This window comes from Streptomyces sp. NPDC015220 (assembly GCF_043079345.1).
Classification (GTDB): Bacteria; Actinomycetota; Actinomycetes; order Streptomycetales; family Streptomycetaceae; genus Streptomyces.
Map to the genome: position 1 here is coordinate 621,640 of NZ_JBIBUK010000002.1, position 25,554 is coordinate 647,193.

The following is a 25,554-nucleotide window of genomic DNA, read 5'->3' on the forward strand; positions in this document are numbered from 1 at the left end:
CCGGTCACCCCCCGGCCCTGCTCGGAGGGAGCCGCGGACAACCTGCCCGGAGGCCGGTGCGCCCCCCCCGCTCGAGAGCGGCGCACGAACCCGCTAGGGACCGGCGCACGACCCGCTCCCGGTGATCGAAGGACGACCTGGGCGGGGTCGGCGCGCCATCTGCCGGCCCCGCACAGGTCGCGCTTTCGGTGCGCCCGCCCGCGTTCCCGCTCGCGCGGCGCGCGCGGCTCTTCACTAGCATCGTGGTCGTGCCGGACACCTCACCCCTGCGCGCCTGGCTGGCGCAGCGTCCGCCGGCGGCCGGGGCCGCCGTGATGGCGAGCGGCATCGTGTCGATCGGGCTGCACCTGACGGGCTACGACCTGCCGTCCTACGCCGTGCTCGCGGTGGCCTGCGCCGCCTGGCTGGCGCTGGCCACGGACTTCGTCGTGCGGCTGGTGCGCGAGCGGTCACGGTGGCTGGCCGAGGCGGGGACACCGGCGGCGCTCACCGGCGTCGCCGCGACCGCCGTCCTGGGGACCCGCTTCTCCGTGCTGGGCCGGCAGGTCCTCGCCGACGCGCTGCTCGCGCTGGCGTTCGTGCTGTGGCCGTGGCTGCTCGTGCTGGTGCTGCGCAACGCCAAGCGCCCGATGCCCGGGGCGGTCTTCCTCTGCTGCGTGGCCACGGAGGGACTGGCCGTGCTCGGCGCATCCGTGGCCAGGGCCCAGGACACGGCCTGGCTGGCGCACACGGCGGTGGTCTTCTTCTGGCTCGGCCTCGCGCTCTACGTCCTCGCGCTGAGCCGCTTCGATCTACGGCAGGTGTTCGAGGGGCACGGGGACCAGTGGGTGGCGGCGGGCGCGCTGGCGATCTCTGCGGTCGCCGGCGCGAAGCTGATCGCCGCGGCGGGCGCGGGGTCGTACCTGTGGAACAAGGACGACAGCGACGTCCTGCACACCGTGACCCTCGGACTGTTCGTCCTCGATCTGTGCTGGTACGCCGTACTGCTGGTCGCCGAGCTGGTACGGCCCAGGCTCCGCTACGACGTGCGGCGCTGGTCGACCGTCTTCCCCATGGGCATGACGGCGGTGGCGGCGCTGTCCATCGCCGCCTCCCTGCGCGCCCCGGCACTGCACGTGCCCGGCGAGGCACTGCTGTGGACCGCCGCGGCGGCGTGGCTGGCGGTCGCCGCGGGCGCGGTCGCGGAGGCGCGCACCGAGCTCCGCTCCGTGCGCTGACCTACGCGCTCGCGCCCGCGTGCGTCCGACGCCGTGCTCACGTCCACAGGACCGCGATGAAGATGTTCGCCATGGTCAGCAGGCCCACCAGGCCGAACATGCCCTTGTCCACCTTCTCGTCGTCGCGCTTGACGTAGACGAGGCCCAGGATCACGATCAGCAGCGCGAGCTTCACGCCGATCTTGACGTTGTTGACGTGGAAGTCCTCGGCCTGGTTGAGGCCGACCAGGACGACGCCGGTGACCAGCATGGTCAGCGCGCCGTGCAGCATTCCCGGCACGAACCGGGCCCTGCCCTGGCCCATCGCCTTCATCTGGGTGAGGAAACCGCCGAGCAGCGCGGCGATGCCGATGATGTGCAGGCCGACGAAGAGATGGATGAGTACGTCCATGAGGCCGGAGCCTAACCACCGGCCCGTACCCCTTCGGACACCGGCCCGTCCCCGAGCGTCCGGCGCGGCCCGGCCGACACGGCGGCGCGCCCACGTCCCATAGCACCCCCTCGTTCCCGTCCGCTCCCGAAGTCCCGGAACGGTCACCACTCAGCGTGAAGACGCCGCCCTGGGGAGCGTCCGGCGGTCTCATACGGTCACCGGCCGGTCCCCTCCCGTCAGTTCCGCACATGGAGTCACCCGCTCGACACGGAGAGCCCTAGCGTCCTCACCCGGTGACCGGCTCCCCATCGCCGCCCGGACCAGGGGCGGCAGCCGGACACCACCGCCGAATGGTCCGGCGGTGGCGCGCTCCCCCGTGTGGGCCGCCGCCGGACGCGCACCCCGCACCGCGGCCCCGCGGCCGGACGAAGGGAACGTGACAGTCCTCGTGGCAGCGCACCGCAAGCCCCGACAGTGCTCGCTCAGCGGCAGCACGGCGCGTACGGCCGTCACCATCGCCCTCGCGGGCGCGGCGACGCTGACGGGCTTCGACGGCGTCGGCCGGGCCGCGCCGCGGCCCGAACCGGAGCAGGTCAGGGCCAGGGTGGACCAGCTGTACCGGGAGGCGGAGGTCGCCACCGAGCGGTACGACGGCGCGAGGGAGAAGGCTGACGCGTCCGGGCGGCGGCTGCGGACGCTGGGCGACGAGGCGGCCCGCAGCCAGGCCAGGCTCAACTCCGCGCGGGACGCGCTCGGTTCGATCGCCGCAGCGCAGTACCGGGAGGGCGGGATCGATCCGGCCGTACGGTTGATGCTCTCCGACGATCCGCGCCGCTATCTGCGCGACGCCGAGTTCGCGGAGCGGGCGGGGTTCCGGCAGACGGCCGCCGTGGCCGACGTACGCAGGCAACTGAGGAACATCGAGCGGTTGCGCGGTGCGGCCCGCGTCGAACTGGCCTCCCTCCGGTCGGAGCAGGCGCGACTGCGGCGGCACAAGAAGACGATCACCAGCAGACTGGACGAGGCCCGTCGGCTGCTGTCCGGGCTGTCCCCTCACCAGCGGGCCGCGACGACCGGCCAGGACGCGGACACCGGGCGTGCCTCGCGCTCCACCGCCGCCACGCGGAACACGCTCGGCGGCCCGGCAGCGGTCAGGGCCCCCGGCTCCCGGGCGGCGGCGGCCGTCGCGTACGCCTACCAGAAGCTCGGCAGCCCCTACGTGTGGGGCGCGACCGGTCCCGACGCCTTCGACTGCTCGGGCCTGGCCCAGGCCGCCTACCGTGCCGCCGGAATCTCGCTGCCCCGCACCACCTACGCCCAGATCAACGCCGGCCGCCGCGTCGCCCGGGACGAACTGCTCCCCGGTGACCTGGTGTTCTTCTACTCAGGGGTCAGTCATGTCGGCATCTATGTGGGTGGCGGCCACATGATCCACGCCCCGAACCCCTCGGCCCCGGTCCGGGTGGCCCCGATCGACCAGATGCCGTTCGTGGGGGCGACCCGGGTGGCGTGAGCTCACGGGCCGACCTCAAGGCGAGGGACGGGTGACGGTCCGGCAGCGCCGGTCGCCGGTCGCCGGTCGCCGGTCGCCGGTCGCCGGTCGCCGGGGCCAGGATGAACGGCCCGCTCACACCAGTCGGCGCGCCGTGGCCCAGCGGGTCAGCTCGTGGCGGTTGGAGAGCTGGAGCTTGCGCAGGACCGCCGAGACATGGGACTCCACCGTCTTCACCGAGATGAAGAGCTGCTTGGCGATCTCCTTGTAGGCGTAACCGCGGGCGATGAGCCTGAGGACCTCGCGTTCGCGCTGGGTGAGACGGTCGAGGTCCTCGTCGACCGGTGGCGCGTCGGTGGAGGCGAAGGCGTCGAGGACGAAGCCGGCCAGGCGGGGCGAGAAGACGGCGTCGCCCTCCTGGACACGGAAGATGGAGTCGATGAGATCGGCCCCGGTGATCGTCTTCGTCACGTATCCGCGCGCGCCGCCGCGGATGACGCCGATCACGTCCTCCGCCGCGTCCGAGACGGAGAGCGCCAGGAAGCGGACCGGTCGCTCGGTGTCGGCCGTCAACGCCGCGCAGCGCCGCAGCACCTCGACCCCGCCGCCGCCGGGAAGGTGCACGTCGAGCAGGACCACCTCGGGTCGGACCGCGGTGATGACCGTGACCGCCTGGTCCACGTCCGCGGCCTCGCCGACGACCTCCACCCCGGTCTGCTCGGTCCGGCCGATCTCGGCCTGGACGCCCGTACGGAACATGCGGTGGTCGTCGACGAGGACCACGCGCACGTGCCGTCCGTCCGTCCCCCCGCCGGCCGTCCCCGCCGCCTCCGCTCCCGCCGTACCGTTCGCCTCGGTCGGGTCGCTCATCACGTGTTCTCCGCCCTCTCCATCTCCAGCTCGACCTCCGTGCCGCCGTCCGGCACCGCGCGCAGCCGGGCCGTTCCCCCGTTGCGCTCCATGCGGCCGATGATCGATTCTCTGACGCCCATGCGGTCGGCGGGTATCGCCTCGAAGTCGAAGCCGGGTCCGCGGTCCCGGACGGACACGAAGACCTTCCTCCCCTCGACCTCGGCGTAGACCTGCACGGCGCCGCCCTGGCCACCGTACTTGGCGGCGTTCACCATGGCTTCCCTCGCGGCTTGCATCTGGGCGCCGATCCGCTCGTCGAGCGGGCAGTCGCCGACCACGACCACCTCTATCGGAACGCCGTGCTTGTCCTCCACCTCGGCGGCGTTGCGCTTGACCGCCTCGGCCAGCGTGGCCGGCTCGTCGGCCTCGTCCTTGCCGTTGCCCTCCGGCTTGTAGAGCCAGGCGCGCAGGTCGCGCTCCTGGGCACGGGCCAGGCGGCGCACCTCCCCCGCGTTCTCCGCGTTGCGCTGGATCAGGGTCAGGGTGTGCAGCACCGAGTCGTGGACGTGGGCCGCGACCTCGGCACGCTCCTGCGCGCGGATGCGCATCAGACGCTCCTCGGAGAGGTCCTGGGTCATGCGCACGAGGTACGGCCCGGCGAGCAGCGTTATGCCGACGAGGACGGCGAGGGCCGCCTGGAGGACCGAGCCGAGATGAGCTGCGGACCCCTGGAGGACGAAGATGGCGGAGACGCCTGCCGTGACCAGCAGCACGCCCGCCCCGGCGCGCAGCAGCGTGAGCGTGCGGCGGCGGCGGCCGACCTCGACCCAGCGGGCCCGGCGGGCGTTGTCCGCCTGGCGCCAGACCAGGGCGACGCCCGCGGCGACGAGGACGGCCGGCAGGAGGTACGCCTTCGCGCCGTCGCCCAGGTTCACGTTGCCGACGAAGACCGTCGCCACGACGACCATGAGGAGCAGGGCGAGGATCTGGCCCTTGTCCGGTTTGCGGGCGACCATTCTGCGCCGGCCGTCCGGCGAGGTCTCGGTGGTGACGAGGGAGGGCGGCTTCTGACCCGCGACACCGCCGACACCGAGGGGCACGAAGAACCAGAAGGCCGCGTACAGCAGCGCGCCGAGGCCGTCGGCCATGAACAGGCCCGCGAAGACGAGCCGCACCCAGACCACGGGCAGCCCGAGATGCCCGGCGAGGCCCCGCGCCACCCCACCGAGCCAGCGTCCGTCGCTGCTGCGGTAGAGCTTGCGCGGCGGCCGCGGGTCGTCGAGGGGCAGTGCTGCGGCTTCCGGCATGCCATCGATGGTCACATGCCGCCGGAGCGGGAGCATCAGGGTCCGTCCCCGAGACTCCCCTGATCTTCGAGCGAGCCGTTGGGACGCGGCGCCGACGGACCTCCGGCGGCCCGTCGAACACATCCCGGGCACGGCTCAGGGGCGAATCAGGGTTCGGCCAGGGTCGTCCCGACTGCCGCCGCGACGGCGCGCCCGTCACCATGGACGCATGACGAATCACCAGCACGCCGCGACGAGCCCGGAACCCGGCTCCGGCTCCCGCGCGGCCGCAGGTGCCGGGCCGCGGGACACCGCGCCCGGCCAGGGTGCCGGTGAGGACCCGGGGGCGCACGGGCACACGGGCGCGCAGGCGCGGGAAACGAGCGGACGGCCCGGTGCCGGCGACCGTCCGCACCACGGCGGAGAGGCGAGTGTGACGGGGACAACGGGGGCGGCCGGCCCGGCGGACACGGCCGAGGAGCCACGTCCGGGCCGGTCCGGGGAGCCCGGGCCGGCCGGATCTTCCGGACCGGCGGGCCCGGGGCCCCACGGCAACGCGGCGGCGGGCGGCCCGGGGGCCGCCGGGGAACCGTCGAGGTTCCGGCGGGACCGGCGGCACAGGTTGATCGCCGGGGTCTGCTCGGGGCTGGGACGCCAGTGCGACATGGATCCGGTGATCTTCCGGGTCACACTGGCCGTGCTCGCCGCGACCGGCGGAATCGGCCTCATCTTCTACGGCTTCGCCTGGCTCTTCGTGGCGTACGACGACGAGGACGAGAACGAGGTCCGCAAGCTCCTGACCGGCAGGGTGGACGGCCAGGCGCTGGCCGGCGTGCTGTTCGCGCTGGTCGGCTGCGGGGTGTTCCTGTCGATGCTGAACAACGGCAGCGTGCTGACCTTCGCCGTCGTCCTCTCCCTGCTTCTGGCGGGAGCCGGGTACTGGTCGCAGCACCGCGGGGTCCCCGCCCCCGATCCTTCCCCCAGCTCTCGGCCGCGCCCGAGCAGGGGAAGCCCCCTCGCCGCCCAGGCGGCCGCCGACGCCCCGCCGGAGGCCCAGGCGCCCCCGGTCCCCACCGCCTACCCCTCCTGGTGGCGCGACCCGATCGTCAAGGACGGCACCCACGTCGGCGGCACCGGTTATCTGTGGGGCCCACGGGACTCCCACGACCGGGACATCGCGGCGGCCGTCAACATCAGCCTGGGCGACCGCGTGAGGGAGGACGTGCGGGCGCCGCGCGCCGAGCCGCCGCGCGGCCCGCGCGGGCCGCGCTGGATCGGTGGCTGGGTGTTCCTGCTCGCGCTGGTCGCCGGTGCCCTGGGCACCGGCCGGACCTGGAACGATCATGCGCTGGGCACCAGTCTGCAGACCGGCCTGGCCTGTGCGCTCGCCGTCTTCGGCCTGGGCATAGCGGTCAGCGCGTTCCTGGGGCGGACGGGCGCGGGCTCCGTACTGCTGGCGATCATCACCGCGGCCCTGCTCGCCACGTCGGCAGCGCTTCCGAAGGACATCAGCACCCACTGGGCACACACCACATGGCGGCCCACCGCGACGACGGACGTCCCGAGGAAGTACGACCTGGGCACCGGTGAGGGCACGCTCGACCTGACCCGAATACGCCCCGGCCAGGACCGGACGGTGACGGCACGGGCGCAGGTCGGGTTGGGCCGGCTGCGGGTGATCGTTCCCCGGGACGTGACCGTGCGGGCGACCATCGACGTGGGTCTCGGCGACATCCGGTTGCCGGGCGACGGCTCTCAGGACGTGGACGTGGCTCCCGGCAGGCACCAGCAAGTGACGCTGGTCCCGGCGTCGGGCGCCGGGAACGCCGGAACACTCGACATCGACCTGCGGGTCGGCATGGGACAGGCGGAGGTGAGTCGTGCTGCGTCATGAGTTCCAGCCCGGGAAGCTGGTGGCCGGTCTCTTCCTCACCGCGGCGGGCGTCGTCTACGCCGGTGACGCCGGTGGCCTCTGGCGGACGCCGTGGTTCGTGGCGGCCCCGCTGGTCGTGGGCGGCCTGTGCCTGGCGGCGGTGGCCGCGCTGCTGAACCGCGCCGTACGCCGGCTACGGGCCGACCGGCGTACGGGAAGGGGCGACACCGCGCCGGACGCGGCGGACTGAGCCCCGCGGGCTCCCGCGGACGGGCCTCGGGCGGCCCCGGTGGGCAACCGCACGGGCAGCCCGCCGGGTGCTTCCGCGAGATCTTCTACCGGAAGACGCGGGCACCTTGCCGTCGGCGCGACCGCAGGGCCTCGTCCATGGAGAGCATCGGGGCGCCCGCGAGGACGAGGGGGATCCAGGCCATGAGATAGGCGAGGTCGTTGCCGTAGTAGTAGGGGGTGGAGGCCCAGCTGACCGTGAGCCACAGGCTGAGGGAGATCAGCGCGCCGCCGAGTGCGGCCAGACGGCCGAACAGGCCGAGCAGGGTGCCGATGCCGACGGCCAGCTCGCCGAGGGCGATGGCACAGCCGAAGCCGACCGGGGCCTTCAGCGCCAGGTCGACCAGGGCAGGGACGGCGGCGGAGTCGCGCGCCGCGCGCATCGTGTCGCCGATCGACCCGGTGCCGGCTGCCTGGAGGAAGGCACTGTCGGTGAGTTTGTCCAGGCCGGCATAGATGAAGGTGCCGCCCAGGAAGACACGGAGGGGAAGGAGGGCGTAGCGGGCAGCGGTGTCCCGCCAGTCACCGCGTCCCTCGCTGTATGAGGTCTGTGGGTCCACCCGAACGCCGTGAGCCATCACTGCCATCCGCCTCTCACCGCCATATCGTGCACTCCTCGACAGACCATACGTATGCAGGAAAGAACGCACTCAACCGCACCGGGCAGTTTTTCCGACTAACGCATGATTCCGATGCGAGGTAGGTGGTCCCCCCTCACTCCGTCACGTCGATCGAGTACCGGTTGGTCTCCACGCCCGCCGCGGTCACCAGCTGCACCTCGACCCGGCCCGGTTCCACGTCCGCCGGGACGGGGACGGTCAGCGCCGCGTCCGTGGGGTTGCTGAACCCTCCGGTGACCGGGACCAGGGGCACATGGACGTTGACCGCGCCGATGCGGACCACCATCCGCGCCAGCCGGTCGGCGCCCTGGGCGCCGGGCGGGACGAACCCCGCTCCGCGGATCTCGATGTCGTCGCCGGTGCGGATCGGCGCGTCCAGGTCACCCGCCTCCCGGACCCGGACCACCGAGAGGATCACCGGCCGGCCGCCCTCGGCGTACTTGCCCGCCAGGTAGGTCAGGGCCGACACCAGCACCAGTACCGCGAGCCCCCACGGCAGGTCGGGCAGCTGATCCGGCCGCCGGGCCAGCCGCACCGCCGCGAACGCCAGGGACACGGCGCTGATCACGACGTACTGGATGTCGGGGAACGTGCCCCGCCCCGCGTCGTCCGTCAGCAGGTCGGCCGCCCTCGGCCGGTCCGCGCGCACCTTTTGCAGCCGCTGCCCCAGCACCCGGAGCCCGACCACCCGCCGCACCAGCACCGCGATCCCGCACACCACGGCGAGCACGGTGACCACACCGGCGCCGCGGGCCAGGTCCAGGCCGGAGATCAGCGCGTCGCGCTCGGTGTGGTCCGAGGCCGCCGCCAGCCGGCCCACCAGCACCAGCACCGCGTACACCACGAACAGCACCCACGCCGCGGCGACGGCGCGCGAGGTGGAGAGCCGGTTGTCCTCGCCGATGACCGGGGCCAGCGCCCCGCCGCGCGTCCGGTGGAACCACGACGCGGCCGTCAGGGCGCCGGCCACCAGCACCGCCGCCAGCAGACCCGCCGTCCGCGCGGAGCTCCAGCCCGCGCCGATCGCCGTCAGCGCCTGGGCCAGGAGCAACAGCACGACCGACGCCCAGGCCGTGTACGTCGTCCAGCGCCACAGCCTCGCCAGCCATGCCTCGCCCTCGGCCCGGCCGCGTACGGCGACGAGTTCCGCCGACTGCGTCAGTTCCTCCGAGACCCACTGCCGGGAGGCCGACGCCGAGTGGGCCACGGCCGCCGGCAGGCCCTGTCCGGCGGCGTACTCGTCCCGCTTGAGGAGGAACGCGGCCACGGCCCGCCGGTGCCCCGTACGCGCGCCGTGCGGGCAGTCCCCGCACGTGCAGCCGCCCGAGTGGGCAGCCGCGCCCGCGCCGTCTCCCGCTTCCTGCACCGCCACGCCCGATGCCCGCCTTCCCCGGAGCCCGCAGAGTCCCTGCGGCCAACACGCCTTCGCCGACTGCGAATTGTGCCCTACCGCCCCCGCCCCCGGGTGCTCGCTCCGGTCAGTGCGGGTGAAGCTCCGGCCATCGTGTTGACCCGGCGGCGTACGCTCCCTCGTGCTCGGGGACGTCCAGCGGGTCGGGACCGCACCCCAGAAGCCGGCGCGGCCCGGATCGGCGCCGGTTCCGGGCCGGGAAACGAGCGTCGGTTCCGGGCCCGGGAGCGGGCGCCGGTTCCGGACGGTCCGCGGAACGGGACCGGTTCACGACCCCGGGACCGCACCGGCTCGCGAGCCCGGGTGGGTGTCGGCCGCCTGGTGCCGCGGCGGGCAGCGTTCGTCAGTCAGGGAGCGGCGTCCGGCGCGTGCCCTCCGGGTATGGCCCCTGCTTGGAGAGCTCGGGGATGTGCCGGCCGGAAATCCTCGTCCTGGACGTACTTGGGCTTTCGGCTGGTGCGGCGAGCGGGGTCGCCCCCCGTTCCAAGGGCTCGGGGAAGGCGTGCCGGGCGTCGCGACGGGGCGAACGTCTTCTGTCGCGGCACTAGCTGAGCAGGTCCGGTTCGCTGCGGCTGATGTCCTGCCACAGTGGCTGGTAGTTGATCCACGCCACCAGGTCCCCGCCGAGCTGTTCGCGCGTCGCCACCGCCGCCCTGCGGTCGATGATGACCGGCCGGCCCGCCGCCCGGGCGGTCAGCTGCACCTGGGCGCAGCGTTCCATCGACAGGAACCACCAGGCGGCGGCGTCCACCGAGTCGCCGACCGTCAGCAGCCCGTGGTTGCGCAGCACCAGCGCCTTGCGGGAGCCCAGGACGGCCGCGATCCGGCGGCCCTCCTCGGTGTCGACGGCGACGCCGGTATAGGCCTCGTAGAGGGCGTGGTCCTCGAAGAAGGCACAGCTCTCCTGGGTGATGGGATCCAGGAGGTCGCCCAGGGCGGCCAGGGCCCTGCCTTGCAGGGAGTGGCAATGGGCGACGGCGACCACGTCGGGGCGGGCCTCGTGGACCTGGGCGTGCACGGTGAACGCGGCCTGGTTGACGTGATAGGCGCCCTCGATGACCTGCCCGTCCTGGTTGGCGAGGACCAGGTCGCTCACGGTGACGTGCTTGAACGGCATCCCGAAGGGGTTGACCCAGAAGCAGTCGCTGAACTCGGGGTCGCGGGCGGTGATGTGCCCGGAGACGCCGTCCTCGAGACCGTACCGTCCGAAGATCCGCAGCGCGCCGGCGAGCCGCTCCTTCCGGTGCCGGCGTTCCTCCTCGACCGTTTCGTGCCGCGGCGGCATGGCGAACCGCAGCTTGTCGGTCGGCAGGGGCGGGGGCGGCGTGGGGCCGTGCATGGATCCTCCGGCGCGGGGTCGGCGTACGGGCCGCAAGCTACCGGCGCTCGGGCCAGGATGACAGCGCGGGTCCGTGAAGACGCCGCGCACCCGGAAGTCCGGGTGCCCCATACCCGACAGAGGATGTCGGGTTTCGCCGCCACACTCGCCGTATGACGACGAACCGCACGACCAACGACACGGAGAAGGGTCCCCCGACGGCGACGGCCGCGGCCGGGGACCGCACGGCGACCGGCCGCACCGCGACGGGCTGGGCGGCGTTCGCCGCCGCCGAACCCGAGCTGGCCCGGACCGTCGAAGAGCGGTTCGGCGCGTTCACCCACCATGTCCTCGCGACCCTGCGCAGGGACGGCTCGCCGCGCACCACCGGGCTGGAGGTCCGCTTCCTGCGCGGCGAGCTCTGGCTCGGCATGATGCCGGGTTCGCTCAAGGCCCTCGACCTGCGGCGGGACGCGAGGTTCGCGTTGCAGGCCAATCCGGGGCCGGGCACCACGCTGGGCGGCGGCGACGTGCGGATCGGGGGCCGTGCGTTCGAGGTGACGGACCCGGCGGCGAAGGGCGCGTATGCGCAAGAGGTGGAACCGCCGCAGCCGTTCCACCTCTTCCGCACCGAGCTGACGGAGGTCGTACGGACCTTCGTCGAGGACGACACGTATCTGGTCGCTCAGGTCTGGCGGCCCGGAGAGCCGGTGCGCACCCTCCGGCGGACCTGACCCCTCGCCGGCGAGGGGCTCACTCCCACTCGATGGTGCCCGGCGGCTTGGAGGTGACGTCGAGGACGACCCGGTTGACGTCCCGCACCTCGTTGGTGATCCGGGTGGAGATCCTCGCGAGCACGTCGTAGGGCAGCCGGGACCAGTCGGCGGTCATCGCGTCCTCGGAGGACACCGGGCGCAGCACGATCGGGTGGCCGTAGGTGCGGCCGTCGCCCTGGACGCCGACGCTGCGGACGTCCGCGAGCAGCACGACGGGGCACTGCCAGATGTCGCGGTCCAGGCCGGCCGCCGTCAGCTCCTCGCGGGCGATGGCGTCGGCCTCGCGCAGCAGGTCCAGCCGCTCCTTGGTGACCTCGCCGACGATCCGGATACCGAGGCCGGGACCCGGGAACGGCTGGCGCTGGACGATCTCCTCCGGAAGGCCCAGTTCCTGGCCGACCATACGGACCTCGTCCTTGAACAGCTTGCGCAGCGGCTCGATCAGCTTGAACTCGAGGTCCTCGGGCAACCCGCCGACGTTGTGGTGCGACTTGATGTTGGCGGTGCCGGTGCCGCCGCCGGACTCGACGACGTCCGGGTAGAGCGTGCCCTGGACGAGGAACTCGACCGCCGGGCCCTCGTCCGCGATGATCTCCACCTGGGCCTGCTCGAAGACCCGGATGAACTCGCGGCCGATGATCTTCCGCTTCTCCTCGGGGTCGGAGACCCCCTTCAGAGCGGTGAGGAAGCGCTCCTCCGCGTCCACGACCTTGAGCTGGACGCCGGTCGCGGCCACGAAGTCCTTCTCGACCTGCTCGGTCTCGCCCTTGCGCATCAGGCCGTGGTCGACGTACACGCAGGTCAGCTGGGAGCCGATGGCCTTCTGGACGAGGGCGGCGGCGACCGCGGAGTCCACACCGCCGGACAGGCCGCAGATGGCCCGCTTGTCGCCGACGAGCTCGCGGATCGCGGCGATCTGTTCGTCGATGACGTTGCCGGTGGTCCAGTTCGGCCTCAGGCCCGCGCCGCGGTACAGGAAGTGCTCCAGCACCTGCTGGCCGTGCGTGGAGTGCATGACCTCGGGGTGGTACTGGACGCCGTAGAGCTTCTTGTCGTCGTTCTCGAAGGCGGCGACCGGGACGACGTCCGTGGAGGCCGTGACGGTGAAGCCCTCGGGCGCGGCGGAGCAGGCGTCGCCGTGCGACATCCACACGGCCTGCTCCTCCGGCGTGCCCTCGAAGAGGGTGGAGGAGGGCTTGGATACGGCGAGCTCGGTCCGGCCGTACTCACGCGCACCGGTGTTGTCCACGGTTCCGCCGAGGACCTGCGCCATCAGCTGGAAGCCGTAGCACATGCCGAAGACGGGGACGCCGGACTCGAAGATCTCGCGGTCGAGGCGGGGGGCGCCCTCTTCGTACACCGAGGAGGGGCCGCCGGAGAGGATGATCGCCGCCGGGTTCTTGGCGAGCATCTCCGCCACCGGCATGGTGCTCGGCACGATCTCGCTGTAGACCCGGGCCTCGCGGACGCGACGGGCGATGAGCTGGGCGTACTGCGCGCCGAAGTCGACGACCAGGACGGTGTCGGTGGCGGCGGCAGCGGGGGTCGCTGATGACACGGGGTGCCTTCCGGCGGTTGGGCGGGGGGCTGTGTACACCGATTCTAACGGGGTGGGCGCGAACGACGTCCCGAGCGCCGACGACGGCCGGGAACGACGGGCCACGGACCGCCTCCGTCGCCGACGACGACCAGGCACGGACGGGCCACGGACCGCCTCCCGTCACCGACGACGACCAGTCACTGGAATCGGCGTCTCACCATACGAGCCGCCTTGGCCACCGGCCGCCACCACGGCATACTGGAGCCATGCTCACGCAGACCACGACCTTCCTGTTTACCTATGGCACCCGGCCCGCCGGCTGCCATGGTCGTGTTGCTTGAGTCACTGACGAGCGACTTCCCAGGCGTCCCGGGCCGACAAGGCCCGGGACGCCTGGCGTTTTCCCGGTCCTTGCCGGTCCGGGGCACCCCACCCACCCGTGAGGAGCCCCCGAATGACCGCCACCGCAGCCACCCCGGCAGAGCAGACCGGCGCCCGCACCGACGAGGCCGCGCGCCTGATCACCGGCGCCCGCGAGCGCATCGACGCACTGGACGACCGGATCATCGGACTGATCCAGGAACGGATGGCCGTCTCGGCCGTCATCCAGGAGGCCCGGATCGGTTCGGGAGGCCGGCGCGTGAACCTCTCCCGCGAGATGGAGATCCTCGGCCACTACAGGGACGCCCTCGGCAAGCCGGGCACGACCCTGGCGATGACCCTGCTGGAGCTGTGCCGGGGCAGGGTCTGAACCGGATCCGCACCCGCCGCCCACGCCGCCCGCCCCGGAGCCGCCCGCGCGTCCCGCCCACGCCCGCCCACGCCCCAACCGCATCTCACCCGTACGGCGCGTGACCGGTGCGTGCCACGACTCGTTGCTCCGGATGTCCGCGCCGGCCAGGGGCGGGCGTGAGAGAACCGCGTGTGCTCTCTGGAGCGATGAGGCGCCCGGATCGTGCCGTGCGCCGTGGGACCTCGCTCCAGGGAAGTGACCGGACGGCAGGGGACAGCAGCCCGGTCACCCATGGCACGGTCGGCCCCGGGGACGCCCGGGGCCGACCGCGCCCCTCGGACCGCCGCGCTTCTCGGATCACCTTGATCCACAGATCACCTTGACCCGCGGATCACCTTGACCTGCGGATCACCTTGACCCTCGGATCGCCGTAGCCCTCGGACCACCGAGACGCACCGCACCGCCGTGCCGCGCGCACCCCCGAACCGCCGCACCCCGGACCGACGAGGGCACCGGCGTCGCCGTCGGCGCCGAACGGCTGGAAGTGCCTCGCCGGCGACGCCGCCGAAGCCGCACGAGACTCCTCGCCACGGCTGGATCTGCTCTCCGCCACCGTCGACCCCGCAGCTGAGTCCCCATCAGGGTGTGATGCACGCCACATGAGAATTCTGTGAAAGGACGCAACCATTCACAGCCTGCTCGGGTCACACCAGCAGAACCGAGGGTCACATCCGCACCGCCACGCGGATGCCTCACCCAGCGTCCGTGCTGCGCCGAAGGTGCCGTACGCCAGATCTCCCGAGGTCTTCATGAAGCTTCGCCGCGCCATGGTCACCGCGGCCGCGACGGCTGTCATAGCTCCACTGGCTCTGCTGTCGGCGCCGACCGCGTTCGCGTCCACCGATGAGAGCCCTTCGCCGAGCGCCAGCACGAGCGCCGACGAGTCACCCTCCCCGAGCGAGTCGCCCTCTCCGAGCACGTCGGCGTCCGAGACCGAGACCACGTCGCCCTCCCCGAGCACGTCGGCGTCCGAGACCGAGACCACGTCGCCCTCCCCGAGCGTGTCCGCGTCCGAGAGCGCGTCCGCCTCACCCTCCCCGTCCAGCCCGGCGCCGAGCAGCCCCACCCCGCAGACCTCGGAGTCCGCCGAGCCCACGGCCGACCCGACGCCCTGCACGATGGACGAGGTCGACCCCGACTCCCAGCTGACGATCGCGGTCTCCGGTCTGCCCGGCAAGATCGTCGCGGGCAGCGGCTGGCACCCGTTCAAGCTCACCGCCGCCAACCACGGCAACCAGTCCCTCGGCCAGGTGCAGTGGCTCGCGATCATCGACAACGACTCGATGAGCGAGAACGAGAAGGACTGGCTGAGCACCTACACCCAGCTCGAGTACTTCAACCCCGCGACCAAGGCCTGGGAGTCCCTCACGGACGAGATCGGCGGTGGCATCTACTTCGGTGAGACGCCGCTCGGTCCCAAGCAGACGGTCGACATCAAGCTGCGCGTGAACATCACCGCGAAGGCCCCCGCGGGCGACGGCTACACCGTGGGTCTGGGTGGTTACGTCGACCAGGAGAAGAACTGCGTCCACAGCGCGTTCGACTACTACACGTTCACCGTCCTCAAGCCCGGCAGCCCCAACGACGAGCCGGGTGACGCCAAGCCGAAGCCCGACAACGGCGACAAGCCCACGGGCGGCAAGCAGCCACAGGGCGGCGCCAAGGAGATCCCGCCCACCGGCACCCTCGCCGAGACCGGCTCCAGCTCCATGGTGCCCGTGATCGGCTTCGTCGGCGGCCTCGCGGTGGTCGTCGGCGCCGGCGCGCTGTTCGCCGTCCGTCGCCGCAAGGGCGGCGCGCAGGCGTAACGCGCCCGACGGATCGCAGGGTCCCGCACCGCACGGCGCGGGGCCCTCGGGGGGAGAAGGACCTGTGCCAGGAGGGGGGTGCAGGTCCTTCTCTCATGCGGTTCCCACCGAGCCGGCCTCCTGCCGCTCCTACCGGGCCGGCCCTCTGCCGTTCCTGCCGGGCTCCTGCCGCTCTTACCGGGCCGGCCCTCTGCCGCTCTTCCCGAGCCGGTCTCCTGCCGTTCCTCCCGCGCCGGCTACTTCTTCGGCGGCACCGAGGGCATGCCGAGGAACGGCAGCCGCAGCGCGCCGAACGCGTCCGCCGGAACCGCCGGCCGCCGGGGCTCCACCGGCTTCAGCCGCTCGTACGCCGTGCCCTGCGCCGGGCGCGGGTCGGCCTCGCCCTTGTTGGGCCAGTACGACATCGCCCGCTCGGCCTGGGCCGTGATGGTCAGGGACGGGTTCACACCCAGGTTCGCCGAGACCGCCGCGCCGTCGACGACCGAGATGCCCGGGTGGCCGTAGAGCCGGTGGTACGGGTCGATGACGCCGCTCTCGGCCGAGTCGCCGATCGGGCAGCCGCCGAGGAAGTGCGCGGTGAGCGGGGTGCCCATCAGCTCGCCCACGTTGGAGCCGGCGAAGCCGTTGATCTCGGCGGCGAGCGCGGTGGCGCCCTCGGTGGCGGCGCGGATCTGCTTGGGATTGGGCGAGCCGTGCCCCTGACGGGCGGTGAGCAGGCCCTTTCCGACGCCGTCGGGCTTCAGGTACGTCGTCAGGGAGTTGTCCAGGGACTGCATCACCAGGCCGATGATGGTCCGCTCCGACCAGCGGCGGTTCGACAGCGAGCGCAGGACGAGCATCGGGTGGCGGGCGGCGTTCGCCAGCCAGGCCGTGACCCTCGACGAGCCCTCCGTGTAGGGGACCTGGAGGATCGACAGGCCGCCCATCGAGTTGGAGCCCCGGCCGTAGCGGACCGGCTCGATGTGGGTGTTCTCGTCGGGGTGGACGGAGGAGGTGATGGCGACTCCGCGGGTGAAGTCGGCCCTCGGCCGGCCGGTCGCCCGGCGGTAGCGCCGGTCGTCGGTCTGCGCGCCCACCAGCGCCTCGGAGTTGGTGCGGGTCAGCTCGCCCAGCCGAGGCGAGAGGTAGGGCAGTTGCCGGCCCGCCTTCATCCGGTGCAGCAGGGTCTGGGTGCCGTAGGTGCCGGCCGCCAGGACGACCCGGCGGGCGGTGAAGAGCCGGCCGGCGCCCTTCCTCCGGTCGTCGGTCGGAAGGGTGGCCACGGCGTAGCCGCCGCGCGAGTCGTCCGTGACCGACACGACCGTCGTCATGGGGTGGACCACGGCGCCCGCCTTCTCGGCGAGGTGCAGGTAGTTCTCGTTCAGCGTGTTCTTCGCGCCGTGCCGGCAGCCCGTCATGCACTCGCCGCACTCGGTGCAGGCCTTGCGCGCCGGACCGACGCCGCCGAAGTAGGGGTCGGCGACCTGCTGTCCGGGCTTGGCCTTCGCCGTGCCGTCGGCGTCCTCGCCGTCCCCGAAGAACACTCCGACCGGGGCCATGTGGAAGGTGTCGCCGACGCCCATGCGCTGCGCCGCCGCCTTCAGGTGCACGTCGGAGGGGGTCATCGTCGGGTTGAGCCGGACGCCCAGCATCCGCCTGGCCTGGTCGTAGTACGGGGCCAGCTCCTCCTCCCAGTCGGTGATCCCCCGCCACTGGGGATCCTCGAAGAACGCCTTCGGCGGCACGTAGAGGGTGTTGGCGTAGTTGAGGGAGCCGCCGCCGACTCCCGCGCCGGCCAGCACCATGACGTTGCCCAGCAGGTGGATGCGCTGGATGCCGTACATACCGAGCTTCGGGGCCCACAGGTAGTTCTTCAGGTCCCAGGAGTTCTTCGGCAGGGTCTCGCGGGTGAAGCGGCGGCCGGCCTCCAGGACGCCGACCCGGTAGCCCTTCTCGGTCAGGCGCAGCGCGGTGACGGAGCCGCCGAAGCCGGAGCCGACGACGACGACGTCGTAGTCGTAGGCCTCGTCGTCACGGTCGCGTGCCGTGCCTTCCTGGGACACGTCCTCGCGCTCGTGGGCCGCGTCGGCGTGGTCGTGCGCCGCGTCGTCCTGATCGCGGACGGAGTTCTCCTGCGACACGTGCTCTCCTCGTCGAGAACGGGTGTGGGCTAACGGAACCGGAACGCCTTCATGGCCTTCAGGCTCCGGCTCATGAACGCCGCGTACTTCTCGTCGTCCATGCCGAGCGACGGGGCCATGGGAAGCAGCCGCTGGTGGGCGATGGTCTGGGCCTCGGTGTACTTGAGGATGCCCTCGGAGCCGTGCCGTCGGCCGAGCCCGGAGTCCTTCATGCCGCCCATCGGCGACTGGACGCTGCCGTAGGCGGGCGCGTACCCCTCGTTGACGTTGACCGTGCCGGTGCGCAGCCGGGCGGCGACCTCGCGGCCCCGGCGGGCGTCCCGCGTCCAGACCGACGAATTCAGGCCGTACGCGGTGGAGTTGGCGCGCTCGACGGCCTCGTCGTCGTCGGCGAAGCGGTAGACGGAGACGACCGGGCCGAAGGTCTCCTCCGTGCAGACGGCCATCGGGGCGTCGACGCCGTCGAGGATGGTCGGCTCGAAGAAGTACGGGCCGATGTCCGGGCGGGCGACCCCGCCGGCCAGCACCGTGGCGCCCTTGGCGACGGCCTCCTCCACGTGCCGCGCGACCGTCTTCAGCTGCCGTTCGCCGACCAGTGAGCCCATGTCGGCGCCGTAGGCGAGGGAGGTGCCGAGCCGCATCGCCTTCGTGCGGGCGACGAAACGTTCGAGGAAGGCGTCCGCGACGGCCTCGTGGACGTACAGCCGCTCGATGGAGATGCACAGCTGGCCGGCGGAGGAGAAGCAGGCGCGGACGGCTCCGGCCGCCGCCTTCTCGACGTCGGCGTCCTCCAGGACCAGCATGGCGTTCTTGCCGCCGAGTTCGAGGGAGACGCCGACCAGGCGGGCGGCGGCGCCCTGGGCGACCTCGCGGCCGGTGCGGGTGGAGCCGGTGAAGGAGACGTAGTCGGCGTGCCTGACGACCTCCGGGCCGACGACCGGGCCGTCGCCGATGACGACCTGGAAGACCTCGGCCGGCAGCCCGGCCTCGACGAGCAGGTCGCGGGCCCACAGCGCGGTCAGGCAGGTCTCGGTGTCGGGCTTCATCACCACCGCGTTGCCCGCGGCGAAGGCCGGCAGCGCGTCGCCCACCGAGAGTTCCAGCGGGTAGTTCCAGGGGGCGATCTGGCCGACGACGCCGCGCGGGTGGCGCAGTTCGGTGACCTTCGTCAGGGTCGGGATGGCGCCGGTGTGCCGCTTCGGCTTCAGATAGGCGGCGGCCCGGCGGCCGTAGTGCCGGGAGGCGACGGCGACGGCCTGCACCTCCTCGTGCGCGTGCAGGCGGGCCTTGCCGGTCTCCAGCTGGATCAGGTCGAGCACCTCGGCCTGGCGGTCGAGCACGAGGTCGTGGAAGCGGAGCAGGACGGCGGCGCGCTGCCGTACCGGGGTGCGGCCCCAGGCGCTCTGCGCGGCACGGGCCCGTTCGAAGGCGAGGGCCACGTCCTCTGGGGTGGACTCGGGCAGGTCGGCGAGCTTCTCACCGGTGAACGGAGTGTGGTTGGCGGTCCGGCCCGAACCGACGACGCCCTTGGTGAGCTGGGCGACCAGTTCGGGGGTCACCACGTCGGCGGCGGTCCGGGCGCCCGCGGGGGCGGGGGCCAGGGGGTTCGTGCCGGTCTGTGCCGGGGCCTGCGCGTCCGTCATGAAGCGCAGGGTATGCCGCGGGAGAGGCTTTGTGTACCCATCGGTAACGGGGATTCACCGAGTGCTCACACGGCGCCAGTGATCACTGGCAGCGAATGCGCTGATCAGGGACCTTCGGCCGGTTCCCTGACTACTGCGTGGTCCGCCCGGCTATTTCGAGCCGGTCGCGGGCGCCCTCGAACACCGCCGTCCCCTTCTTCTCGTCCGCGGTGCCCCCGGGCATGTCGACGCGCAGCTCGAACATCCGGCCGTCGTCGGTGCGGACGATCAGCGCCATGGTGCGGGTGACGGTGGCGTCCGCCCCGCGAGCGCCGCCCGGCTCGGCGCCGTCGACCGGAGCGCCGGTGGTGTCCGGCCTGCGGGTGGTGTCGGCGAGGACGGCCTCCTGACCGTTCAGGCTGGTCCGCGTGTACCGCACGGTGGAGCCGTCGCGCTCCAGGAGGCGCGCCTCGTCGCGGGGCGAGCCGGGCGCCCTGTCCCATTGAAGGAGACGGACCTGGACGGCGTGGTCGCCGTCGTCGTGGGCGTAGACGGCGGTACGGGGCTGGGTGGCCGTGTGGCTCCGGGCGCTCCGGCGGGTGTAGTCCGCCGGCAGGAAGAGGACGGCGCTCATCGCCTTCTCCTCGTGCCCCACCCAGCCGCTTCCGGTGGCCTCCGGCCTCCCCCTGCCGCCGGTGTCCTCCTTCACGGCTGCCGCCCCACCGCCGCTGCCGTGCGCCACGAGGCCGTATCCCAGCCCACCCAGGACGAGCGCCCCGGCGAGGGCGAACGGGGCGGGGCTCAGCCGGCGGGACCGGTGAGGCGGCTCGGGGGTCGACGTGTCCCGCGGCCGCGCCCACGACGCGGTCCGCGACGGGGCATGCCGTGACTTCCCGGGCGGACTCTGCCCCGGCTCGGCCGTCGTCGGGGATTCACCGGTGGGCGCGCTCGCGGCTTCCGGAGCCGGCGCCGGCTCCGGTACGGCCTCGGCCCGCGCCACTGCGGGCTCGGGTCCGGGGACGGGACCGGAACCCGACACGAGACCGGAACCGGAGACGGAACCGGAGACGGGGGCAGGACCGGAGACGGGGGCAGGACCGGACATGGGAGAGAGGCCGGACATATGAGAGGGACCGGACGCAGGACCGGAACCCGACACGAGACCGGAACCGGAGACGGGAGCCGTCGTCTCCGCGGCCACCGGTTCCAGGGCCGCGGCCACCTCGTGCGCCGGCGGCCGCGCCTCGGGCGTCTTGTCCAGCAGCCGTGCGAGCAGCGGCCCCAGCGGCCCCGCCCGCTCCGGTTCGGGCGGGTCGGCGGTGATGACCGCGGCGAGGGTGGCCTCCCCTGTCGTGCGCCGGAACGGGGACGTGCCCTCGACGGCGGCGTACAGGAGAACGCCCAGCGACCAGAGGTCGGAGGCCGGGCCCGCGCCCCGGCCGGACATCCGCTCGGGCGCGACGCACTCCAGGGAGCCGAGGAACTCCCCGGCTACGGTGAGGTTCTGCTCACCCCGCACCTGTGCGATGCCGAAGTCCGTGAGGACGACCCGGCCGTCCGGGCCGAGCAGGACGTTGGCGGGCTTCACGTCCCGGTGCACGATGCCGACTGCGTGCGCGGCCCGCAGGGCGCCGAGGACGCCGAGGCCGATCCGGGCGGCCCCGGCGGGATCGAGGGGGCCGCGCCGCAGGACCTCGTGCAACGACTCGCCCCGGATCAGCTCCATGACGATCCACGGGACCGAGTCCTCCACGACGACGTCGTGGAGGGTGACGGCACAGGGGTGGTCCACCCGCGCGGCGGCCCGGGCCTCCCGGTACAGCCGGTGGGCCGCGCGCCGGTACTCCTCGCTCTCGGGATCACCCGGCAACCGCGGCCGCTTGACGGCGACCTCGCGCTCCACGAGCTCGTCGTACGCCCGCCACACGGTGCCCGTCCCGCCCCCGCCGATGCGCTCGACCAGCCGGTAACGCCCGCCCACCGTGCGGCCGTCGCCCACCGTGCGGCCGTCGCCGGTTTCGAGGCCCCCGTCGGCCACCTGTCCGCCGTCCTCACGCATGTCCCATGAGTACCGTGCCGCGCGCCTCCCTGTCGACGCGTACGGAGGCCCGGCCGACCCGCCGTGCCGGTGCCAACCGACTGCCCGCGCCGCTCACTTCGACCGTGTCCGGCCCGGCGAGGCGGGCCGGGACCAGCGCCTCCCCCGCGTCACGGCCGGTCGACGTCCAGGTCAGCGACGGCCGCCCTCGCCACCGCGCGTCCGCGCTCGGTGAAGTCCCCCTTGCCGGGGTAGCCGACGAAGAGCTCGTACATGTCGCCGGCGGCGGTTTTGCAGTGGAAGATCCGCAGCTCGCGCGGACGGGGGTGCTGGGAGTCGCCGGTGACGTAGCCGACGGTGATCCCGGCGGCCTTCCCGCCGTGGAACGTCGCGTCGTCGGGGCCGCGTCGACGGACCCGTGCCGTGCCGACCGGCGCCCCGTCGACCGGCCTCGCGCCCCGGGGCTCACTCCGGGCTGAACGTGTCGACCGCGACGTCGAAGTACTCCCTGGCCTCGCGCACCTTGCCGACCGGTGCCGACACCCACACGTCGTACAGCCGCCCGTCCTGCTCCCAGCACAGGTCGTAGGTGTGCCGCGGTCCCTCCGCCGCGCTGAAGCCGTCCCAGGTGAACTCCCACAGGGCGGCCGGGCGCCCGGCGTGCGTGATCCCGGTGACCTCGCCGTCGTGGTAGCCGGGGTTGGTGGACGGGCCGGCGGAGTCCGCGCGGCGCATCACGGCGAGCGGGCCGCCGGCGCCCGGACCGGCGACCCTGATGCCGAGGCGGAAGGTCTCCCCCGGCGACACGTAGAAGATCCGCACCCCCTGCTGGGACCGGGTGAAGCCGTCCGGGACGGCCAGCGAGAAGCCCGCCGGGTCCCGCGCCGGGTGGTAGCCGGAGGGCACGGCCGGCCCGTCGCCGCCGGTCGGCGCGGACCGGGTGGCGGTGGCCGCCGGTCCGGCCGACGCCGTGGCCGACGACGGCGGTGCCGACGGCTCCGGTGGCCGCTGGGACTGCGTGCCCGCCGCGGTGCCCGTGGCGTTCCCGGGGTTGCCCGTGACGGTCCGCCCGGCCGAACTCGTGGGCGTGGCACCGCCGTTCCCGTGGCCGTTCATCAGCAGCGCCACCGTGGACACGCCCGCGGTGGCCATCGCGGCGGCGGCCAGCGCGGTGACCAGCACACGCCGGGTGGAGTGGCCGGCGGGCGCCTCGGGCGCGCCGGGCGGCACCGGGCTCGGCGGCGATGCCGGGCCCGGCGCCGACGGCAGTGGCCAGGGCGTCCCCGGTGGCCGCGGCACGTTCCGCTGAGTGGGCGTGTAGGACGGAGGCGGCGCCGAGGGCGTATGGCGGGCCGCCGGCGGCCGCGGCGTGCGGCCCGACTCCAGGTAGCCACGCAGCATGCCCTCCGCCTCGGCCGCCGTCAGCCGCCGGTCCGGGTCGCGTTCCAGCAGTCCGCGTACGACGGGCAGCAGCGGGCCGGCCTGCGCGGGCGGCCTGATCTCGTCCATGACGACCGCGTGCAGGATGCCGCCCAGGGAGTCCCGGCGGAACGGGGACTCACCGCTGAGCGCGGTGCACAGCAGCGCGCCGAGCGACCACAGGTCGGACTCCGGGCCCGTGCCCACGCCGGACATGCGTTCGGGCGCGGTGTACTCCGGCGACCCGACGAAGGACCCGGTCTCGGTGAGCGTGGTGGCGCCGGCCACCTGGGCGATGCCGAAGTCGGTGAGGACGACCCGGTCGGTACCGGACTCCATCAGGACGTTCGCCGGTTTGATGTCGCGGTGCAGCACTCCGGCCGCGTGCGCGGTACGCAGCGCGCCCAGCAGCGCGATGCCGATCCGGGCGCCCTCGGCGGGCTCCACCGGGCCGCGGGTGGTGATCCGCTCGGCGAGCGATCCGCCGTCGATCAGCTCCATGACGATGAAGGGGCGTTCGTCCTGCTCCACGACGTCGTGGACGACGATGATGTGCGGATGGCGCAGTTGGGCGACCGCGCGGGCCTCCCGCAGCGTACGGTCGCGCTGTTGCCCTGACTCCTCGACGGACAGCGTTGCGTCGAACGGGAGTTCCTTGACCGCGACCTGCCGGCCGAGCAGTTGGTCGGTGGCCCGCCACACGACGCCCATGCCCCCGCGGCCGAGCCGCGCCTCCAGGCGGTAACGGTCCGCGATCACGCGGGAGTCGTCCCCCTCGGTCACCATGCGCCCCATCATGCCGCATCGACGGGGCTCCTCCCGGGGCGCCGACCGGCCAAGCACGAGCGCCTTCCCGGTCAGCCCGACTCGGGCCGCCAGCTCTGCAGCACCGTCTTGAACTGCCGCTCCGTGGAGGACCAGTCGGCTTCGGGTCCGGACATGTAGATCGCGTACTCCACGCCCGAGCGGGAGAAGTAGATCTCCTCGACGGCGTGCCGCGGTCCGGGGTAGGGGGTGTCCTTGGCCAGCGCGGTCCAGGTGTACTCCCACAGGGAGCCGGGACGGTCACGGAAGGTGTTGTTCCGCAGCGTCACACGCTGGTAGTCGACCAGCCGGTGCAACTGCTGTTCCAGGTCGAGCTGGTGGTCGTGCGCGGTGGGGAAGTCCGGCGAGTCGTCCACGGCGATGCGGATGAAGTGCTCGCCGCCGTCGGGCGTGTAGTCGACCTGGTGCAGTGCCGGGTCGGACTGCACCCGCTGCCAGTTCTCACCGGGCACGGCGATGCTGAAGCCGTTGGGGTCCTTCTTGCGGGTCCAGCCGGCGGGCAGGTCGCCCGTGGAACCGCTCTTCTTCGCCTTCGTCGTCGTGGGGCTCGGCTCGGCCTGGACCGGGGTGGAGGGCGGTGTGGACGCGGACGTGCCGCTAGCCTGCCCCCGGCGCTCGTCCCACTTCTGCAGGACCACCGCGGTGCCGCCGCCGATGAGCGCGGCGAGGACCACCACGAGGGCCGCGTTGCGCAGTCGGCGGCGCCTGGTCGGCGCGACCGTGCCGGGCGCGGCGTACGCGGGGCCGACGGCCGTGGCGTGCCCGGGGCCGACGGCCGTCCGGGCGTTCGACGGCTGTTGCCCCGGGGCGCCCAGGGGGCCGGGGACGCCCATGGCGCCGTAGGGGCCGGAGAAGCCCTGGCCGGCCGTGCCGGAGGGGGCCGGAACCGGCTGCGCGGTTGCGGCGTCGCCGGAGGCCGTGGCGCCCGTCCCAGCGCCGGTGGTCCCGGTGCCCGCCTCCCTCTGGTGACCGACCGTCCGCGTGGGGACGTACTCCTGCGCGTCCCTCGGCCGCCGGCCCTCCGCGGCCTCCGCGAGCATCTGCTCGGCGGCCAGGACCTCCGGGCGGTGGGCCGGGTCCTTGCGCAGCAGCGCGGTGATGACCGGTCCGAGCGGACCGGCGTGCCGGGTCTCGCGGGGCTCCTCGTCGACGACCGCCTGCATGGTGGTCAGCGGCGAGGTGCGGCGGAACGGCGACAGCCCCTCCACCGCCGTGTAGAGGGTGGCGCCGAGCGCCCACAGGTCGGAGGCCGGGCCGGGATCGTGGCCGCGGACCCGCTCGGGGGCCAGGTAGTCGACCGAGCCGACCACCTCTCCGGTGCGGGTGATCGTGGTGTCGCCCTCTATCTGCGCGATGCCGAAGTCGGTGAGCAGGACCCGGCCGTCCTGGCCGAGCAGGACGTTGCCCGGTTTGACGTCGCGGTGCAGCACCCCGGCGGTGTGCGCGGCGCGCAGGGCGCGCAGCACCCACAGACCGATCCGGGCGGCCTCGGCCGGCTCCACCCGGCCGCGTTCCTTGACGGCGTCCGCCAGCGACTGGCCCTCGACGAGTTCCATCACGATCCACGGGCGGCCGTCGTGTTCGAGCACGTCGTGCACGGTGACGACGGCGGAGTGGTTGATCCGGGCGGCCGCGCGCGCCTCCGCCCTGGTACGAGCGAGGAGGACGGCCTGATCACTCTCGGACACGTAGAGCGCGGCGGTCAACTCCTTGATGGCGACGGACCGGTGCAGCACCTCGTCGTGGGCGCGCCACACCCGCCCCATGCCGCCGCTGCCGATGGATTCGGCGAGCCGGTAGCGGCCCGCGAGGAGCTGGCCCTGCATCTGATTCACGTTTCCCCGCAATGCTCTTGACAGGGCCAGCGTAAGGACCGGCCCACG

At 73.2% G+C, this 25,554-nt stretch carries 20 protein-coding genes; 7 read left to right on the forward strand and 13 right to left on the reverse strand.

All coding sequences use genetic code 11. From position 1 onward, the window contains the following. Window positions 1-248: 248 nt before the first annotated feature. Window positions 249-1,217: a tellurite resistance/C4-dicarboxylate transporter family protein gene (locus tag ACF061_RS07640; protein ID WP_392265889.1), complete on the forward strand. Its 969-nt coding sequence runs from the start codon at window positions 249-251 to the stop codon at window positions 1,215-1,217. A gap of 37 nt (window positions 1,218-1,254) precedes the next feature. Here ACF061_RS07640 and ACF061_RS07645 read toward each other — a convergent pair whose 3' ends face one another. Further along, window positions 1,255-1,608: a hypothetical protein gene (locus ACF061_RS07645; protein WP_392265890.1), complete on the reverse strand. Its 354-nt coding sequence runs from the start codon at window positions 1,606-1,608 to the stop codon at window positions 1,255-1,257. Between the two features lie 430 nt (window positions 1,609-2,038). Here ACF061_RS07645 and ACF061_RS07650 point away from each other — a divergent pair, with 430 nt between their 5' ends. Next, the gene (locus ACF061_RS07650) at window positions 2,039-3,103 is read left to right on the forward strand and encodes an NlpC/P60 family protein (RefSeq protein WP_392266182.1); all 1,065 of its coding nucleotides are present in this window, start codon (window positions 2,039-2,041) and stop codon (window positions 3,101-3,103) included. Between the two features lie 114 nt (window positions 3,104-3,217). Here ACF061_RS07650 and ACF061_RS07655 read toward each other — a convergent pair whose 3' ends face one another. Next, entirely contained in the window at window positions 3,218-3,952 is a 735-nt protein-coding gene (locus ACF061_RS07655) for a LuxR C-terminal-related transcriptional regulator (protein ID WP_392265891.1), read from the reverse strand. After that, window positions 3,952-5,241, reverse strand: a complete 1,290-nt coding sequence (locus tag ACF061_RS07660) for a PspC domain-containing protein (RefSeq protein ID WP_392265892.1) — start codon at window positions 5,239-5,241, stop codon at window positions 3,952-3,954. Before ACF061_RS07660 ends, ACF061_RS07655 begins: the two co-directional genes overlap by 1 nt. 208 nt (window positions 5,242-5,449) lie before the next feature. Here ACF061_RS07660 and ACF061_RS07665 point away from each other — a divergent pair, with 208 nt between their 5' ends. Beyond that, window positions 5,450-7,114, forward strand: coding sequence for a PspC domain-containing protein (locus ACF061_RS07665; protein WP_392265893.1), 1,665 nt, complete (start codon window positions 5,450-5,452; stop codon window positions 7,112-7,114). Further along, on the forward strand, window positions 7,101-7,343 hold the full coding sequence (locus tag ACF061_RS07670; protein ID WP_392265894.1) for a hypothetical protein: 243 nt from the start codon (window positions 7,101-7,103) through the stop codon (window positions 7,341-7,343). The genes ACF061_RS07665 and ACF061_RS07670 overlap by 14 nt, the downstream gene beginning before the upstream one ends. 85 nt (window positions 7,344-7,428) lie before the next feature. Here ACF061_RS07670 and ACF061_RS07675 read toward each other — a convergent pair whose 3' ends face one another. The 3 genes from ACF061_RS07675 to ACF061_RS07685 all read right to left on the reverse strand — a co-directional run bounded on the left by ACF061_RS07675 (window position 7,429) and on the right by ACF061_RS07685 (window position 10,751). After that, on the reverse strand, window positions 7,429-7,959 hold the full coding sequence (locus ACF061_RS07675) for a DoxX family protein (RefSeq protein ID WP_392265895.1): 531 nt from the start codon (window positions 7,957-7,959) through the stop codon (window positions 7,429-7,431). A gap of 136 nt (window positions 7,960-8,095) precedes the next feature. Further along, entirely contained in the window at window positions 8,096-9,373 is a 1,278-nt protein-coding gene (locus tag ACF061_RS07680; protein WP_392265896.1) for a hypothetical protein, read from the reverse strand. 583 nt (window positions 9,374-9,956) lie between these two features. Then, the gene (locus ACF061_RS07685) at window positions 9,957-10,751 is read right to left on the reverse strand and encodes a class II aldolase/adducin family protein (protein ID WP_392265897.1); all 795 of its coding nucleotides are present in this window, start codon (window positions 10,749-10,751) and stop codon (window positions 9,957-9,959) included. A gap of 152 nt (window positions 10,752-10,903) precedes the next feature. Here ACF061_RS07685 and ACF061_RS07690 point away from each other — a divergent pair, with 152 nt between their 5' ends. After that, window positions 10,904-11,464 carry a pyridoxamine 5'-phosphate oxidase family protein gene (locus ACF061_RS07690; protein ID WP_392265898.1) on the forward strand — a complete coding sequence of 187 codons (561 nt, stop codon included), beginning with the start codon at window positions 10,904-10,906 and terminating at the stop codon, window positions 11,462-11,464. 19 nt (window positions 11,465-11,483) lie between these two features. On the opposite strand, the gene guaA is transcribed toward ACF061_RS07690, so the two are convergent. Continuing rightward, window positions 11,484-13,064: a glutamine-hydrolyzing GMP synthase gene (gene guaA, locus ACF061_RS07695; protein WP_392265899.1), complete on the reverse strand. Its 1,581-nt coding sequence runs from the start codon at window positions 13,062-13,064 to the stop codon at window positions 11,484-11,486. A gap of 436 nt (window positions 13,065-13,500) precedes the next feature. Between guaA and ACF061_RS07700 the strand changes: the two genes are divergently transcribed. Continuing rightward, window positions 13,501-13,797 carry a chorismate mutase gene (locus ACF061_RS07700; protein WP_392265900.1) on the forward strand — a complete coding sequence of 99 codons (297 nt, stop codon included), beginning with the start codon at window positions 13,501-13,503 and terminating at the stop codon, window positions 13,795-13,797. A 670-nt stretch (window positions 13,798-14,467) separates the two neighbouring features. Here the strand turns inward: ACF061_RS07700 and ACF061_RS07705 are convergent. Next, window positions 14,468-14,905 (reverse strand): hypothetical protein, encoded by a 438-nt coding sequence (locus tag ACF061_RS07705; RefSeq protein ID WP_392265901.1) that lies wholly within the window; start codon window positions 14,903-14,905, stop codon window positions 14,468-14,470. A gap of 52 nt (window positions 14,906-14,957) precedes the next feature. Between ACF061_RS07705 and ACF061_RS07710 the strand changes: the two genes are divergently transcribed. After that, window positions 14,958-15,647, forward strand: a complete 690-nt coding sequence (locus ACF061_RS07710; RefSeq protein ID WP_392265902.1) for an LAETG motif-containing sortase-dependent surface protein — start codon at window positions 14,958-14,960, stop codon at window positions 15,645-15,647. Window positions 15,648-15,883: 236 nt separating this feature from the next. Here ACF061_RS07710 and ACF061_RS07715 read toward each other — a convergent pair whose 3' ends face one another. From ACF061_RS07715 to ACF061_RS07735, 5 genes are all read right to left on the reverse strand, one after another. Next, window positions 15,884-17,689, reverse strand: coding sequence for a GMC family oxidoreductase N-terminal domain-containing protein (locus ACF061_RS07715; RefSeq protein WP_392266183.1), 1,806 nt, complete (start codon window positions 17,687-17,689; stop codon window positions 15,884-15,886). 107 nt (window positions 17,690-17,796) lie between these two features. Then, a complete protein-coding gene (locus tag ACF061_RS07720; RefSeq protein ID WP_392265903.1) occupies window positions 17,797-19,410 on the reverse strand; it encodes a succinic semialdehyde dehydrogenase in 1,614 nt (537 codons plus the stop codon). Window positions 19,411-19,540: 130 nt separating this feature from the next. Then, window positions 19,541-21,448: a protein kinase gene (locus ACF061_RS07725; protein ID WP_392265904.1), complete on the reverse strand. Its 1,908-nt coding sequence runs from the start codon at window positions 21,446-21,448 to the stop codon at window positions 19,541-19,543. A 444-nt stretch (window positions 21,449-21,892) separates the two neighbouring features. Further along, complete coding sequence (locus ACF061_RS07730) at window positions 21,893-23,632, reverse strand: serine/threonine-protein kinase (RefSeq protein WP_392265905.1); 1,740 nt, start codon at window positions 23,630-23,632, stop codon at window positions 21,893-21,895. Between the two features lie 71 nt (window positions 23,633-23,703). Continuing rightward, on the reverse strand, window positions 23,704-25,497 hold the full coding sequence (locus tag ACF061_RS07735) for a protein kinase (RefSeq protein WP_392266184.1): 1,794 nt from the start codon (window positions 25,495-25,497) through the stop codon (window positions 23,704-23,706). Window positions 25,498-25,554: the final 57 nt, after the last annotated feature.